Genomic DNA, 14,844 nt, shown 5'->3' on the forward strand with positions numbered 1-14,844 from the left:
CCGTGTTCGCAATCCTGGTCGTCGCCGCCGGAATCGGCTGGACCGCGACCTACGTCCAGATCATCCAGCACGGCGTCCGCGACCGCGTCTACGGCATGCCACTGGCAGCGCTGTGCGCGAACATCTCCTGGGAGTTCATCTTCGCGTTCGTCCACCCCTACCCGCACCTGCTGCGCCCCGTCACCGTCGTCTGGTTCTGCGTCGACCTGATTCTGGTGTACCAGGCCCTCAAGTTCGGGCCTGCGCAGTTCCCCTCCCTGAAACGCGGAATCTTCTACGCGATGTTCGCCCTGACCATGGCGTCCACCTATCTGAGTGTTCTGCTGCTGAGCAGCGAACTCGGCGACCGCTGGGGGGCCTACGCCGCCTTCGGTCAGAACCTGGCCATGTCCGTACTGTTCCTGACCATGCTCCACCACCGCGGCACCCTGGCCGGCCAGTCCCTGGGAATCGCGGTCACCAAACTGCTCGGTACGGTCCCCGCCTCGCTGGCGTTCTCCCTCTACCGGCGCCCCTACAGCGACTCCTCGCTGATCCACTTCCTGTGTGCCGCGATCTTCGTGTTCGACCTGCTCTACGTTCTCGCCGTGCGCGATGCCGTCCGCTCCCGCAGGACAGCGGGCGCCGGCGTACCAACGGCCCGTGCCGGTGCCGAGGCGCTGCCCGGTCAGGAGGCCGCCAAGTGGCTGTGATCCGCGACATCGTCCACCACATGCTCAGGCAATGGGGGATGACGACCATCTTCGGCAACCCCGGCTCCACCGAACTCGGATTCCTGCAGGACTTCCCCAGCGACCTCAACTACGTCCTGACCCTGCACGAAGCCGTCGCCGTCCATGCCGCCCACGGCCATGCCCTGGCCACAGGTCGGCCGGCACTGGTGAACCTCCACAGCGGCCCTGGCCTCGGCAACGCGATGGGTGCCATCCTCGCAGCCAAGGCTGGCCGAGCGCCCCTGGTCATCACCGCCGGCCAGCAGACCCGACGCCTCGTCACCATGGAAGCGCTGCTCACCAACGCCGATGCCACCACGCTGCCCCGGCCGGCGGTCAAGTGGGCCTTCGAACCGCCCCGCCCGCAGGACGTCCCGGCCGCCCTGGCCCGCGCCCGGCACCTGGCGATGCAGCCTCCCCAAGGGCCGGTGTTCTTGTCACTGCCCGCGGACGACTGGGACGTCGAGGGCGAAGACCCGGCCCCGCTCACCGGCCGCCGCATCAGTGCCCGGTCCGTTCCCGCCCCGGGCACCCTCGCCGCCCTGGCCGACCGCCTCGACCGGGCCAGACGACCCGTGCTCGTTCTGGGCTCCGGCCTGGACTCCGAGGCGGGGCGCGCCAGCGCCGTCCATCTTGCCGAACGCACCCGAACACCGGTGTGGACTGCGCCTTCCCAAGGGCGCAGTCCGTTCCCCGAAGACCACCCTCACTATCAGGGCGTCCTCCGCCCCGCCGCGCCGCTCCTGTGCCAGGCACTCGCCGAACACGACCTGATCCTGGTCGTCGGAGCCCCGGTCTTCCGCCATTACTTGGACCTGCCCGGCCCCCTCATCCCCCCGGGCTGTGAACTGGTTCTGCTCACCGACGATCCGGACGAGGCCGCCCGCGCCCCGGTAGGTGACGCCGTACTGGCCGATCCGGCCCTCGCCCTCGCCGCCCTGGCCGATCTGGCCGCCCCGGGCGGCCACCGGCCCCTGGTCCCGAGACGCCCCGCCGCAGCCCCACCCACCGACCGGGCCGACCAGATCCTTGACTGCCTGGCCCACCTGTCCCCCGACACCGTCATCGTCAACGAGTCCCCCTCCACCCTGGACACCTTCTGGAACCGTGTCACCATCCGCCGCGCTGGCGGCTACTACACCAGCCCCGACGGCGGCCTCGGCTTCGGCCTCGCCGCAGCTGTCGGCATCCAACTCGCCGACCCCACCCGCCCGGTGGTCGCCGTGATCGGCGACGGATCGGCCCAGTACTCCATCACCGCCCTATGGACCGCCGCCGCTCTTCGGCTCCCGCTGACCGTCCTTGTCCTGCGCAACGATCGCTACGCCGTCCTGGACTGGTACGCCCAGCTCACCGGCCGAAAAATGGTCCCTGGGCTGACCATCCCGGGCTTGGACCACCTGTCCTTGGCCCGTGGCTACGGAGCCACCGCGCATCAGGTCGTCGACCTCGCGGCCCTGCCCGCCCTACTGCACCATCCAGTGTCCGAAAAGCGTCCGAAGGTTCTCGTCGCCGATCTGTGACGACCCGGTCCTCCTCCAGCCGAGCGACCCCACCCCGCTAACGGCGGTGGGGAGGAGAGCCGTGGACGTTCAACGCCGCGGAACATTCAACGCCTCCGGTTCGGGCGACGCATGGCGCTCCCGTCCGAGGCTGTGCATTGATGGTCTTGTGAATCCTGGCTCCGGACACCGCCGCGGCAGAAATAGAGCGCCGGGAGGGAGCTTCACGCGATACGACCGGCATCCCGAACTCCTTGGAGAGAGGATGGTTGAGCTGTGTTGTCGGACTCACCAGGGACAACGTCAGCAGAAGGCAGCACGACCGACAGCCCGGACGGACGTACCTACACGGAGGCCGGGCCTCTCGAACGCACCTCCTGGGATTCTCGGCTGACCTGCAATGTCGTCGATCCCTCCGTGCCGCTGCGGATGCACGGCTACGGCGTCTTCGGCGACCTCGCGCGGAACTATCGCTTCTCCGAACTGGCATTCCTCGCCTGGCGCGGAGAACTGCCTGCCGAGTCGGAGGCCGTCGCGATGGAGACCGCGTGGACGTTGCTGATGCCCGTCCCGCTGACCGACGCGGGCGCGCATGCGGCACTGCTGGCCCGCATTACGGCGTGCCCACCGGCTCAGGTGCTGTCGGTCGCGGCGATCACGCTAGCCGAATCGGCTCAAGGGGTGCTCGACGAGCACACGGCGTGGCTGGAGTGGCTGAGGGGTCCCGAGGACACGCCGCCCGCGGCCTACGCCGCCAGCACACCGGACGACCAAGCCGCTTGGCAGGCCGTGCCCGCCGACGCGAAGACCCTCCTTCCCGGCCCGAGATCCTTCGTTCCGACCGTCACGGCGGGCGCGCTGGCCCTGCTGTTCTGCTGCGGACTGCGGGATCCGCAGGAACTGATCACCTCGATCGTCATGGCTCAACTGCCCGCAGTCACCGCTGAGGTACTACGCCACTCGGCGACCGAAATGCTGCGCTACCCCATCAACCTGCCACCCGTCCGCTATGTCCCGGAGTCCGAAGGCAATGGCTGAGACCTTTGATGAAGCCAGGAACGTTGATGAGATCAGAACAGCGATCGGGAGGTTCGGCTGGGGTGACAACCACTTGGCCGGTTACGCGGTCGCCGGTGACCTCGCCGGTTCCACGTCCGTCTGGAGTCTGATGTCGCTGGTGTTCGGGCACCGCAAGCTGACGGACGCGGAGAGCTCGATGCTCGACGACCTCGCCGCGTCGTCCGCTCTCGCGGATCCGCGGATCTGGCCGCTCAAGGCGGGCCGCATCGCGGCGTCCTGGGGCAATCCGACGGCAGGGTTCGCCGCGTCCGTCCTTGCCGCCACAGGTGTGGCCGGCCCGGGCACCTCCCGGCTCTGCGCACAGATGCTGCTCGATCTGCGCAGCCGGCTGAGTGCCGCGGAGGGAGTGAGCCTGCCCACCGCAGTGGGTGAACTGCTGGAGCGCAACCCCCGGCTGCCGGGTTTCGGAGTGCCGCTGCGACCCGCGGACGAACGTGTGCTGGCATTCCAGCAGTGCGTCCGAGTCCGCCAATGGCCGGTCGGCACCTACCAGTTGCTGGTCTACGACGTCGAGGCCGAGCTGTCCCGGAGGAGGAAGACGGCAGTGAACATCGGCGGCCTCGGCATCGCCGTCCTGCTCGACCTCGGCTTCGCGGCCGACACCGCTGCCGTGATGATGATGCTGATCATTCAGCCGTCCTTCATCGGCAACGCCGTCGAGGGCGCCGCACAGCAGGCCCCTGTCCTGCGTTCTCTGCCGCACTCCGCCCTGCGCTACCGGGGAGTCGCCCCCCGGACGAGTCCACGCCACCGCGACGCCGAACGCGACGATAGGACCTTCCGTGGCTGACGTGTCCGACCAGGCAGAAGCCTCCGCCCCCGCGCGGCCGGCCGACGTTCGCCCAGCCTCCCCGGACGGCACCGCCTCCACACTCGCGCAGGGCGTGGTGATGATGCTCCGGGCACTGGGTGTCAAAGAGACGTTCGGTGTCTCCGGAGGAGGCATCGTCTACATGTGGGATGCCCTCTCCGCCTCCGGCGTCCCCACCTATCACTGCCGACACGAGACAGGCGCCCTCTTCGCGGCATGTGAGGCGAGCATCGCCGCCGACCGTCCGGTCGCTGTGTTCGTCACCACGGGACCAGGTCTGACCAACAGTCTCACCGGCTTGATGGCGGCGCGTTACGAGGGCGCGAAGGTGCTGCTGATCAGCGGCTACACCGATCCTGCCTATGTCGGCCGATTCCCCATCCAGGAAACGAGCCCTCTGTCCCTGCCACCGCAGACGCTGCACACGCCCAACCAGACGGTCCAGGGAGTCACCATCCTCGACAGCCCGCAATCTCTGGCCGGCGTATGGGAGGCGTGCGCGGCAGGCTTCGCCCGGTCCACCGGCTATGTGCACCATCTCGCCCTGACCGTTCCGGCCCAGCGCGGTCACCTTCCCGTGCCGCTGTCCGCTCCTCCGCGTGCCACCGCTGCGGACACACCGGCTCTTGACCAGGCGCTCCTCTCCCGGCTGGCCGCCGGTCGGTGCGCGCTGTGGGTCGGCTGGGGCGCGCGCCGGGCAGCAGCGGCCGTCGCCGAACTCTCCGAACGTCTCGACGCGCCGGTGATGTCCACTCCCCGCGGCAAGGGCATCTTCCCCGAGGCAGGTCCCCGATACCTGGGCGTGACCGGACTGGGGGGCGATCCCGAGGTCGCCGACGCACTGCGGCGCCACGACCCTGATTTCGTGATCGCGCTGGGCAGCAGGCTTGGTGACGGGGCCTCCTGCTACGACGAGGCGTATCTCGCCCGAGCCCAGCTCATCCAGGTCGACCTCGCTCCCGACGACCTGCCTCACGTCTACCCGGCCGACCGGCTCATCCGTGTAGAGGCTGACGTCGCCGCCTTCGCGTACGCGCTCGTGGAAGCGGCGCCCGCCATGTGCGCGCCGCCCACCAATACGCATCACACCGGCGGCCCCGCACCGAGGCACACTCCCTCAGCCCCACCGCCGCGAACAGAGCGCCTCGTGCACCCACGCCGACTCCTGCACGAGATCCAGAGCCGGTTCGTCGACCGGGGCGACCTCGTGATGGGGGACAACGGCAACGCGTTCGCCTGGGGGAACCGCTACCTGCGCTTCTCCCGCCCGGGGCAGTGGCGTGTGAGCAACCTCTACCTGGGCTCCATGGGGCACTTCGCCTGCGGAGCGGTCGGCGCGGCCCTTGCCACCGGCAGACGCGCCGTCGCCCTGGTGGGAGACGGGGCCATGCTGATGCAGAACGAGGTCAGCACCGCGGTCCAGTACAACGCGTCCGTCGTGTGGATCGTCCTCAACGACGCGAGTTACGGTATGTGCAGACAGGGAACGAAAGCTCTCGGCCTGCCTTACGCCGACTCCTCGCTCCCCATGACCGACTTCGCCCAGTACGCCGAAGCCCTCGGTGCCCGCGGCATCCGCGTCACCGCCCCGGAGGCTCTGCACGACGCCCTGCGGGAAGCCGCAACCGTCCAGGGCCCATGTGTTGTCGACGTATTGATCGACCCCGAAGCACTCGCTCCCACTCAGCGACGCTTCGCCGGGCTCAAACACGTCCCCTCCGCCGGCCTTGGTCACTGACTTCAGCAGCGCGCCCTTCGGGGCCCCTGGATCCGTTCGCCCGCCCCTTCCCGCCCTGCCGGCGTTCTCGGCCGGCGGGTCGGCGAGAACGGCCCGCCCGTATCGGCCGCACTGCCTGTGTGCGGATCCGACCCGCGTTTCCGGGAACCGGGCAGTGGCCGCAGGGCCGTTCCGGCGAGCCGCCGACCGCGAAGTAGACCTGGGAGCGCCAGCTCCACATCGGACCCGTCCTCGCCGGATCCGACGACGATCTCCTCGCCGCCCTCAGCGCTTTCGCGCTCCCGCTGGACGTGGCCTTCCCGTTCCGGACGACCTGCTCGGCATTACGGTGAATCGGCCGGCGGGGCGCCGCTGGCGAACGCCTATGAGTGGCTCCGGTTGAGGACTTCTCGCGCTACTGGTTGCTGCCTGAAGGGCCGCAGTCGTGACCGCATCTCAGCCAGCGCGGAGGCGATCCGACCTGACCGCAAGTGGGCCTGGTCATCAAGGAAGAGGTGCCAGGCCGCGCATGCCTGTTCGAGGTGCCCTTGGTCGAGTTGCAGCCCGCCGAGCCGCGCATTGATCAGGGCACGTGCTCGGCGTTCGTCCGCAGGCCGTTGCCTCAGCGAGGAGGTAAGTTCCCGGATGGCCCGGGCGGGCTCGCCCGCGTAGGCGAATGTCTCCGCGCTCTGGTGTGCGAAGGCGGCGGCGTGGAAGTCATCGATCGTTCCCGTGCTCAATGGGCCTCGGGCAAAGGTCTGTTCAGCCCGGCGCAGTTCCGCGAAGGCCTTGCGGCGCTGACCGTTCGCCGCCAGGGTGAGTGCCCACTGGGAAGTAAGCAGTACGGCTTGCCCCGGCGGGAGGTCTGTGTTGTGCCGAGCTGCGGCCTCAGCGATGTCCAGTGCCAGAGACCGATGGCCCAAATGCAGAGCCTGGATGCTCATCGCCCGCAGGACGGTCGTATAAGTGCGCAGGTCCGCTGACGCGGCCGCCATGCGGAGGGCAGTCTGGTAGTACGACTGCCCTATTCCGTTCATGTTGTCGTCGAAGTGCATGTACCCGGCGAGATAGGTGAGCCGGGAGGCGGTGCGCAGAAAGCGGTCGCGGCGTCCCGGAGGCATCCTCAGGACTAACCGCGGCGTGATGTCGACGGCCAAGTAGGAGGATAGGGCTTGGCGGGCCGCTCCCCCGCCGAAAGCCGTGTCGATCCGGGCGAAGACGGGAAGCATCAACTCCGTGGCTGGCACCGAGGTGGGCTCGGCCTCCCGGGCGTGCGGTACCGATGGCGCCAGTGGTACAGCGAAGTTTCCCTCGGCCGCGTCCAGTTCAAGGAGGGTCGTGTAGACGCTGGAATCCGCGAGTTCTTTCGTGGGCGGGCGAGCCAGCCGCACCAAGGACAGGCCGAGGTCGTCCGACTGGCGGGTGGCGACCGGAGCATTACCGTTCAGAAGGCCGGTGTCCGCAGCAGTGACCTGCCGTCCCAGCGCGCGAGAGAGGACCTCGGCCACCAGGGAAGGCACCGGTTCCGGAGGACGAGTTCCGGAAAGCCAGTGCGAGACGGACGTACGGTCGTAATGCAGGGCCAAGCCGACTTCGCCGCCTGCCTGGTTGACGGCCCTGGACAAATGTCCGGCTGTCATGTTCGCCTCGCGTAAGAGAGCTCGCAGCCGCATGTTGGGCAATCGACCCATTGAGATGCATCCCCTCTCTTTTCTGCCTTTAGGGGGAACAGAACACATACCCGCCAGAACCTCCGTCAGCACCTCGGGATGTCCCGGTCCGCCCCGGCTACACCACGTGATGAACACATTGCGCGGGCAGCCGCACGCCCCACCCATGCGGTATACACCGGCACGCCGGGGCCCAGAGGACCAGCTGACGGTCAGCCGCTCTCCGTGTCGCCCCGGTCCACGAGGGTGGTCGTAACCTGTCGGGTCACGGCCGACGGCCCCAGACCCGTCAACGCCCGCAGCGTGTCGGCCATGAGAGCGGGGCTGGCTCCAGGGGCCGCGACGATGCCGACCGCGGCGGCTCCCGCCAGCCACGCGGGCCTCACCTCTGCACTGCGAGCTGCCCCGTACGCCCGCACACCGGAATTCCTCAGGCTGGCCAGAGTGGGGGAGTTTTGGCGTCCCAGGACCAGGACGGCATCGCTGGATGCGGCCAGTCTGAGCAGGGCGTGCTCCCGATCGCTGGCGGCGTGGCAGTACGTGGTCGGGTCCTGGGGCAGCACATGACCCAGTGCGCCCCGTACCGCCTCGGCGACCATCCGGTTCCGCTCGCCTGGGGTCCCCGGCGCGGTCACCACCGCCACACGGCCGGGGGCCTCCACCCGGATGTCTCCTGCTTCGGCGACATCGTGCACCGTCCGGACCGCGTCGGGAGCCTGCCCGACCATGCCGGGCAGCACGGCACTGTCCCGAGGTCCGATGAGAACGACGCTTTCGCCGTGCGCGGCGAATCTGCGGACCTCGGCCTGGGCGGCCGTCACCAGCGGACAGGTCGCATCAATAACGCGCAGCCCCTGGCGGACCAGGGAGGCTCGCACAGTTGGGGCCACGCCAGCCGGTCCGATCACCACACGGGTGCCCGCCGCCACTCGGTCGAGTTCGTCCGTCGACAACGCGGAGTGTCCTTCATCACCGGCACCGGCTGAATAGTGCGGCATCGTGCCGGCCAGAATTCGCACCTGGCCGCCACCGGCCGACAAGGCCCCGTCCAGCAGAGCCTGGGCGCGCACGGCACCCCAGCACAAAGGATCACCTTCCGCGACCACGAACTGGCGAGTCCGCATCACAGCCCGCCAGGAAGCCAGCGCCCTCTGCAACGCGATCGAGGCCCCACCAGAAGGAGCCGCCCCTGCCAACCCTGCCGCCTGCCGGTCACGTTGCAAGTAGGACAGCACCTGGACTCCTGCCGCAGCATGACCGGCCCCGTCCGGGAAGCTCGACAGAAGCGGAGGAGATTCGTCCTCATAACGCACAGACCAGCCTTCCCGCTGGAGAGCCCCTCCCAGGAACTCCGCCGCCCGACAATGGACGAGCCCCCGGACGGGGTGACGGACCGTCGCGAAGACGGTGATCTCCTCCCGGCTTTCCAGGCCAGCCGCTACCTGCCAGTGCTCCGTCCTGCACGACCTCTGCATGTCTCGGCAGCCCTTTCCATCGGCACACTCCCGTCGCACCGGACCACGCCTCCGCCGGGAACCACACAACGACGACAAACATAACGAACGGCGCGTTTCCTACTGCGTACTCGTGCCCTGCCCAAGGCACAAATATTGCCCGCCTCCGCATATGCCAATTGGATTCACCCATTCGTGTCACGCCCGACCCACCGCCTCCTCATGCGATCTCTGAGCCCGCCCCGGACAGCAGCGATGCCCAGCCGGGGAACGGCTCCAGCGGCTCCAACGCTACGAAGAAGGTCACCGCCGCAAGCGGCACTTCATGGTGGACACGCTCAGGGTGCTGTTGAACGTGATGGTCACGGCAGCAACGGTCACCGACCGCGAGGCCGGGCGCGCAGGCTGCTGGAGCGGACGTTCGCGGGCCTGATGCGCTCGCGCTGCCTGGCCCGAGACTAAGAACGGCGCACCGACAGCGCCCAGGCGATGACCACGGTCATGCCGCCGCCTCGGGCTGGCAGGGACGCTGAACGTCTCCGGCCTGTCCTCGGCCAGCCAACCACATGCGGCCAGACGCACGGCGTTCGAACGCAAGCCCTCGACCTTCACCGGAACCGGTTCAAGCCTGCGGCGGGACTGCGCCCCAACCTACGACCACGACATCCACAGCGACCAGGTCAGCGCACGTCGCATCGTGCCCGCGATCGCCCGCCGCGGCACCCTGCACGGCACCGGACTGGGCGCCTACCGCAAGGCCGCGTTTTACAAGTCGGTGGCCTGTCTGGTTGGCCGTCCGGGGAAGTCGCGGGCGGCCATCCAGATGGTGAGGGCGCGGGCGATGTCGTTGATGCTGTTCGCCGTGGTGACCTCGTGCTCGTTGCGGGTGGTGTCGCGGCGGACGATCTCGTAGCCGCCTTCGTCCAGGACGGCCACGGAGGCGAACCAGACGGGGTCGTCCTCGTCGGGCTGGACGACCACGAAGGTGTTGTCGGAGTCATTGAGGTCGCTGAGCATCATGAACAGCGCGTCCTCGGAGGGGTCATCGATGCGGTCGCCGTTCTCGCTGTCGGCGGCGTAGTACTGAGCCCCCATCGTTGTCTCTCCCTCGCCCGGTTCACCTTGGCCGTGGTCAGCATGGCACGTGGAACCGACAGTTCAGGGGTCACAGCCATTCGCTGATCGCGGCGATCAGGACGGTGGCTTCGAAGCGGACGGCGAGTTTGTCGAACCGAGTGGCGACCGCCCGGTTGCGCTTGAGCCGGTTGATCCCGCACTCGACCGCGTGCCGGGCCTTGTCGTCCTCGCGGCCGAAGACCGGAGGCCGCCCGCCGGCCCTCCCGCGCCGTTTGCGGTTGGCGACCTGGTCGGCCGGCTCCGGGATGGTGCAGCGGATCCCACGCTTTCGCAGGTAGGCCCGGTTGGCGCGGGAGGAGTACGCCTTGTCACCCCTCACCCGCAGAGGCCGGACACGGGGACGGCCCGGCCCGGTGCGGGGTACTCGGATACCGTCCAGGACGGCGGCGAACTGAGGACTGTCACCATGCTGTCCGGCGGTGACCAGCAAAGACAGCGGCCGTTGGCCTTGCTCGCAGGCCAGATGATTCTTGGTGGTGAAGCCGCCCCGGGACCGGCCCAGACCGTGGTCGTCGGGCTCCGTGCGGGTTCCGCCGGGCGGTTTCTTCTGAGCATGTCCGTCCCGGCGGGCGCCTGCGGCGTGGTAATAGGCCCGGCAGATTGCGGAGTCGACGTTGACCTCCCACGTGATCAGACCTGCCGCATCCGCCCGAGCCTGCTGTACAACGGCTTCAGCACCGCCCACTGCTCGTCAGAAAGATCCCCTCGTCCCACACCGTGATCATCACGGCATGGGACGACGAACAGAGCCGACTTTCAAAACACACCCCAGGGGGTCGAGCGGAGTTTTGCGTGGCTGCACGGCTTCCGACGTCTGCGCATCCGAGGGGAACGGCGAGCCGACATCCGCGAAGCGTTCCTCAAACTCGCCTGCTGCCTCATCTCCCACCGACAACTCGGCTCGTTGTGTTAGCCGTTGTTAGCCGATGTAAGTAACGCCCCATACAGGACGTCGCCCGTGTCGCCGATAGATGTGCGCCATACTCGACCTGCTGAGCCGCGAAGAGGTCATCACGCAAGTGCATTCCGGATGCATCTTGATCCATTGGTGCAGCCAGCCTGACAATCGATGATCATTGAGTTCCGTTCACATGCAGCACACCCAGAGGAGGGACGTCCGAAACCGAACCACAGGTCGGAAACGTTAAATCACCCACACCGTTAATGAATTGACTCGACCTCGGCTGCCTTCATAGATTTCTCACAACAAAGACAAAGAAAAATCACGGAGACCCCATGAAGCTGACCATGCGCAAAACGACAAAAATCGCCGCCGCATTGGGCGCACTTATCATTTCCGGAGGTGTATCCACCACCGCGCAAGCGGCGCCGGTCCAGCCAGCAGCGCTCAGCCCGACCGCGTGCAACGGCCAGACAGCGGGGCACATCGTTAAGTGGTACGCGCCTCACGTGCCGTACGCACTTGTACCGCTTCGGTGTGGAAGCAGCACCTGGGGTTTCAACCACATTCATTCCAAGCACTGGTCCGCCCACGTCGACGAGGATATTGCCAACACGTGGACATACTTCACCTCCACTGTCCCGCAAGGGGGGAATTCCATAGCGTTCATCCTCCGTGACCTGGCCCCCTGCGAAGGTCAGTTCCGGGTTGTGGTCCAGTTCAACAGCTACGGGTCCACCGGCATCAAGGGGATCATCACCGCCTACCACGAAAACTCGATAACGCTCCATCGCGGTGAAGTCCAGCCGGCGTGCTGACAACTCGGCATCTGCGGAATACTGCCGGACCGCAGCTCGAAGAAGGTACAGTGGCGGCATGGTAGGCGAAGAATTCCCACCCGCCGAGACAACGCGGCTCGTCGCGGAGAAGATGAAAGGTCTAACCGGCCATTCCCCACAGGCAGGCGCCCTCCGCATCATCGACGCGCAGGGCACGGGGACGAGGTGGCCGATCCGCGTCCGGGGGACGGTGGAATCAGATCAATGGCAGTCAGCCCGGACCTGGGAGACGGAGTTCCTCCCGGAGGACACGCTCGCCGGGGAGTCTGCGGAGGGGAACGCCTCCGCCCTTGCGGACTGTTTCCTCATCCTCGTCATCGAAGACCTGGCAGTGGGACCTGTTCCCGGCATCCAGGAGATCCTTCAGCCCTGATCCGCAACCCTCCCCCACAGGCGCGTGGAGGGGACGGCCCACGCGCCAAATCCGCGGCTGCGAGTTCCTGCTCCCCCGATTCGTTCGGTGTGGACGACCTGGGTGACCGCCTGCACCGTGCATGGCCCGATTTCAGGCAGGGATGTTGCAGTCGGAGACGATGCCTGCGATGGCTCGGTAGGTGTCGGGGAGGCGGTCACGGCGATGGGTCCAGCGCTGGAGCTGCTTCCAGCGTTTGTGGTCGGCGAGGGCGTGTTCGACGGTGATTCGGTCGGACGCGTGGCGGTGGCGGTCTCGTTCCCACTGTTCCACTCTGCCGGGTAGTGCCCACGGGCAGGGTTTTCTCGGAGGCGTGATCGTTTGCCCACGGTGGTCGCGGCTCAGGCCCAGGCAAACTGCTTCTTCTTGCCCGAGACGAACGCGCGCCGTCCGCCGCGGCCGGCCGGTGGCCGGCGGACCTGAACCTCGGTGGCGTCCAAACGCAGCTCGACGCCCTCGGCCCGGGCGTAGGCGAACACATCCGTCAGCGTCCGAAGCCTCAGGCCGGGGCCGTCGGGAACTGCGCACCCCCGCTCCGCCAGGAGCGTGCGCATCTCTCCGATCGCCCGGGTAACGGTGGACCGGTCGACGCCGAACAGCAGCCCCAGCACCGAGTGCGGCAGGTCGTGCCGCGGATGGATCAGCGTCGCCACCAGCCGATCGTGTTCATGCCCGAGGAATCCCCGTACGAGTGATCACGTTCTGAGCGTCGTCCGGCGTCGGTAAGAGGAGTGACCACCCGGCCGGTCAGGAGAAGGAAGACCAACGGATGTCAGGCGGCTCCGTTCCAAAGCCTGCCGCTCAGCCGAGCTGGTAGTCGAACCAGATACGGTGCGTGCCGTCAGCCTCCACAGCCATCCCGCCAGCGCCAGCGATCCCCGCCAACTCGCCGGTGCCGCTTGAGGGCACGATGGTGAAGAACTCCGCAGTGCGGTCGTTGCCAGACGTTGTCGCCGAGTGCGCGAAGTTGAAGGAACCCTGCCGACCGTGCAGCGATCCGTCGAACGACTCCATGGCAATGTATGTGCCCACGCCGGTCGTCTGGTCGAACGCGGAAGTGAACAAGGTCGCCGAGCGGCCGGTTGCCTCCCCCTCGTAGTGCTTCTCCATGGTCGCGACACCGACCGGCAGCGCCGTGGATACGGCTGGCCCGGGCTTCAGCTCGGTAGGGACGAACGCTTTGACGGTGAAGGTTGCCGTAGCTCTCATGCGTCGACCGTACCGAGGGGGTCTGACAATCAAGCAGCACCTGAGGCAACCCCAGCCCCCAAGGAGACTTTAAAGAACAAGCTAAATGCCTGTTTCGGAACCTCAATCATCAAGGGGAGGCCATGGCAGTTCATCGGCTACCGATACTCGAAGGTGGCTTGACCCTGTCGGTTACTGGCCCGGGTGGCTGTCGCATGCCTGCCTGTCCCTTTACTGTGTCCGTGCCGTAAGTCCCCGAGACAAGGAGACAACCCCATGGTCGCGTCAGCGTTACGTCAGCAGTTCGAACCGACCCTGCGCAAGGACCGTCGTCCCCGGCGGTTGGCGCGGCGTGCCATCCTCGGAAGCTCTCTCACCGCCGTATTCACGGCGGTAATGCTCACCGTCACCCAGTCCGCCGCCTATGCCGGCGGCCCCTACCTCTGGGCGAACGACGGCAACATAGGTCAGCGCATGACCGTGTGCGCTCAGACCCTCGATGTCCGTAGCTCCTACGGCGGCACGCCGTTCAACCATCTCACTTACGGACAAACGTTCACCGTGCACCAGAACTATGCGGAGTTCGGCAGCGAGTACGTGCGGGGCTTCGCCTGGGGCAACGTGAACGCGGAGGGTTTCGTGCAGAACGGCTGGTTCTGCTTTTAGACGTGAGCCCTCGGTTCCTCCGAATCAGGCAAGACCCTGGGCCAAGGTGCCCCTGGAGAACATGAGAACGATCAAGGTCCCGAGCGTTTTCGGTGGGTCCGGGGCGGAGAGGCTGATCAGCGTCGCGGCTCCGCTCCCTCCCATCACACCAGCCTCAGAGGTTCCGTTCGGGGAACGGCCGCCGTGACCGTTCCCCGCGGGGGCCCGCACCCAGGTGGCATGTCGACCAACCTGTGGGTGCGGGCCCGTATCAGTTCAAGACGTTGGCGGCCATCGGGCGTGTCCGTCAGTGCCAAGCCGAGCATTTCTGACCGGATACGGGACCATTCTCCGTGCATGCCCTGATCCACACGGGATGGCTGTAGTGGAATTCGCCGGTGACGAAGTGCACCGATGTCCCCGCACCCTTGCGAGCACAGTAGTTGTAGGCCGAGTTGGAGGCCTTGATGATCTCTCCGCAGCCGCTGTGCCTGTCGGCCTTGGTGTCGTAGACCTGGCCAGCCACCTTGGCCGTACTCCCGCTCCAGCAGATGGATGCAGCGATCTTCGCCCCGGTGGTCGAGGCGGTGGCGTCACGACACTTCCAGGACTGCGGGGCCGACTGCGCTGGCGCCGCCAGACCTAAGCCGACCAACCCCGCAAGCGCGACGGTGGCCGTGATCGTGGTGATGTGCCTGCGTACCTTCACGTAACCCGTTCCTCTCAAAACGTGGGGCTCAACGTCCGCCCGTAGCCCCTTCAAACACCGTTGCCC

General features: G+C 67.2%; 13 protein-coding genes and 4 pseudogenes. 10 read left to right on the forward strand and 7 right to left on the reverse strand.

The genetic code is table 11. From position 1 onward, the window contains the following. The first annotated feature begins 2 nt into the window (after positions 1-2). The 5 genes from ACIQCJ_RS19040 to ACIQCJ_RS19060 all read left to right on the forward strand — a co-directional run bounded on the left by ACIQCJ_RS19040 (position 3) and on the right by ACIQCJ_RS19060 (position 5,844). Complete coding sequence (locus ACIQCJ_RS19040) at positions 3-692, forward strand: hypothetical protein (protein ID WP_402711975.1); 690 nt, start codon at positions 3-5, stop codon at positions 690-692. Next, positions 683-2,236 (forward strand): benzoylformate decarboxylase, encoded by a 1,554-nt coding sequence (gene mdlC, locus ACIQCJ_RS19045; RefSeq protein WP_402711976.1) that lies wholly within the window; start codon positions 683-685, stop codon positions 2,234-2,236. Before ACIQCJ_RS19040 ends, mdlC begins: the two co-directional genes overlap by 10 nt. Positions 2,237-2,491: 255 nt before the next feature. After that, positions 2,492-3,253: a hypothetical protein gene (locus tag ACIQCJ_RS19050; RefSeq protein ID WP_402711977.1), complete on the forward strand. Its 762-nt coding sequence runs from the start codon at positions 2,492-2,494 to the stop codon at positions 3,251-3,253. Next, positions 3,246-4,085, forward strand: coding sequence for a hypothetical protein (locus ACIQCJ_RS19055; RefSeq protein WP_402711978.1), 840 nt, complete (start codon positions 3,246-3,248; stop codon positions 4,083-4,085). The genes ACIQCJ_RS19050 and ACIQCJ_RS19055 overlap by 8 nt, the downstream gene beginning before the upstream one ends. After that, positions 4,078-5,844, forward strand: a complete 1,767-nt coding sequence (locus ACIQCJ_RS19060; protein ID WP_402711979.1) for a thiamine pyrophosphate-binding protein — start codon at positions 4,078-4,080, stop codon at positions 5,842-5,844. The genes ACIQCJ_RS19055 and ACIQCJ_RS19060 overlap by 8 nt, the downstream gene beginning before the upstream one ends. Positions 5,845-6,206: 362 nt before the next feature. Here ACIQCJ_RS19060 and ACIQCJ_RS19065 read toward each other — a convergent pair whose 3' ends face one another. Together ACIQCJ_RS19065 and ACIQCJ_RS19070 are read right to left on the reverse strand one after the other, a co-directional pair. Next, positions 6,207-7,331, reverse strand: coding sequence for a hypothetical protein (locus tag ACIQCJ_RS19065; protein WP_402711980.1), 1,125 nt, complete (start codon positions 7,329-7,331; stop codon positions 6,207-6,209). Between the two features lie 374 nt (positions 7,332-7,705). Beyond that, complete coding sequence (locus ACIQCJ_RS19070) at positions 7,706-8,728, reverse strand: hypothetical protein (protein ID WP_402711981.1); 1,023 nt, start codon at positions 8,726-8,728, stop codon at positions 7,706-7,708. Between the two features lie 871 nt (positions 8,729-9,599). On the opposite strand from ACIQCJ_RS19070, the pseudogene ACIQCJ_RS19075 reads away from it, so the two are divergent. Then, positions 9,600-9,701: pseudogene (locus tag ACIQCJ_RS19075) on the forward strand (IS5/IS1182 family transposase); the annotation flags it as partial. 11 nt (positions 9,702-9,712) lie between these two features. On the opposite strand, the gene ACIQCJ_RS19080 reads toward ACIQCJ_RS19075, so the two are convergent. Then, positions 9,713-10,042 (reverse strand): hypothetical protein, encoded by a 330-nt coding sequence (locus ACIQCJ_RS19080; RefSeq protein ID WP_402711982.1) that lies wholly within the window; start codon positions 10,040-10,042, stop codon positions 9,713-9,715. A gap of 70 nt (positions 10,043-10,112) precedes the next feature. Beyond that, positions 10,113-10,742: pseudogene (locus ACIQCJ_RS19085) on the reverse strand (IS5 family transposase); the annotation flags it as partial. A 117-nt stretch (positions 10,743-10,859) separates the two neighbouring features. Between ACIQCJ_RS19085 and ACIQCJ_RS19090 the strand changes: the two are divergent. The 3 genes and pseudogenes from ACIQCJ_RS19090 to ACIQCJ_RS19100 form a co-directional block, all read left to right on the forward strand. Continuing rightward, positions 10,860-10,997 (forward strand): annotated as a pseudogene (locus ACIQCJ_RS19090) (IS5/IS1182 family transposase); the annotation flags it as partial. 323 nt (positions 10,998-11,320) lie between these two features. Then, positions 11,321-11,803: a hypothetical protein gene (locus ACIQCJ_RS19095; protein ID WP_402711983.1), complete on the forward strand. Its 483-nt coding sequence runs from the start codon at positions 11,321-11,323 to the stop codon at positions 11,801-11,803. A 58-nt stretch (positions 11,804-11,861) separates the two neighbouring features. Continuing rightward, on the forward strand, positions 11,862-12,197 hold the full coding sequence (locus ACIQCJ_RS19100; RefSeq protein ID WP_355345461.1) for a hypothetical protein: 336 nt from the start codon (positions 11,862-11,864) through the stop codon (positions 12,195-12,197). A 132-nt stretch (positions 12,198-12,329) separates the two neighbouring features. Here ACIQCJ_RS19100 and ACIQCJ_RS19105 read toward each other — a convergent pair. Further along, positions 12,330-12,898: pseudogene (locus ACIQCJ_RS19105) on the reverse strand (transposase family protein); the annotation flags it as partial. 139 nt (positions 12,899-13,037) lie between these two features. After that, on the reverse strand, positions 13,038-13,445 hold the full coding sequence (locus tag ACIQCJ_RS19110) for a DUF3224 domain-containing protein (protein ID WP_402711984.1): 408 nt from the start codon (positions 13,443-13,445) through the stop codon (positions 13,038-13,040). A gap of 255 nt (positions 13,446-13,700) precedes the next feature. On the opposite strand from ACIQCJ_RS19110, the gene ACIQCJ_RS19115 reads away from it, so the two are divergent. After that, a complete protein-coding gene (locus ACIQCJ_RS19115) occupies positions 13,701-14,090 on the forward strand; it encodes a hypothetical protein (protein WP_355345467.1) in 390 nt (129 codons plus the stop codon). A gap of 286 nt (positions 14,091-14,376) precedes the next feature. On the opposite strand, the gene ACIQCJ_RS19120 is transcribed toward ACIQCJ_RS19115, so the two are convergent. Next, a complete protein-coding gene (locus ACIQCJ_RS19120; RefSeq protein ID WP_402711985.1) occupies positions 14,377-14,778 on the reverse strand; it encodes a hypothetical protein in 402 nt (133 codons plus the stop codon). Between the last annotated feature and the right edge of the window lie 66 nt (positions 14,779-14,844).

Origin of the sequence: Streptomyces sp. NPDC093221, from assembly GCF_044753885.1 — a bacterium.
Lineage (GTDB): Bacteria > Actinomycetota > Actinomycetes > Streptomycetales > Streptomycetaceae > Actinacidiphila.

Bases quoted from the DNA above. Each gene is read 5' to 3' on its own strand.
- ACIQCJ_RS19095 (WP_402711983.1), top strand. From the start codon at position 11,321: ATGAAGCTGACCATGCGCAAAACGACAAAAATCGCCGCCGCATTGGGC.
- ACIQCJ_RS19080 (WP_402711982.1), bottom strand. From the start codon at position 10,042: ATGGGGGCTCAGTACTACGCCGCCGACAGCGAGAACGGCGACCGCATC.
- ACIQCJ_RS19115 (WP_355345467.1), top strand. From the start codon at position 13,701: ATGGTCGCGTCAGCGTTACGTCAGCAGTTCGAACCGACCCTGCGCAAG.
- ACIQCJ_RS19110 (WP_402711984.1), bottom strand. From the start codon at position 13,445: ATGAGAGCTACGGCAACCTTCACCGTCAAAGCGTTCGTCCCTACCGAG.
- ACIQCJ_RS19055 (WP_402711978.1), top strand. From the start codon at position 3,246: ATGGCTGAGACCTTTGATGAAGCCAGGAACGTTGATGAGATCAGAACA.
- ACIQCJ_RS19100 (WP_355345461.1), top strand. From the start codon at position 11,862: ATGGTAGGCGAAGAATTCCCACCCGCCGAGACAACGCGGCTCGTCGCG.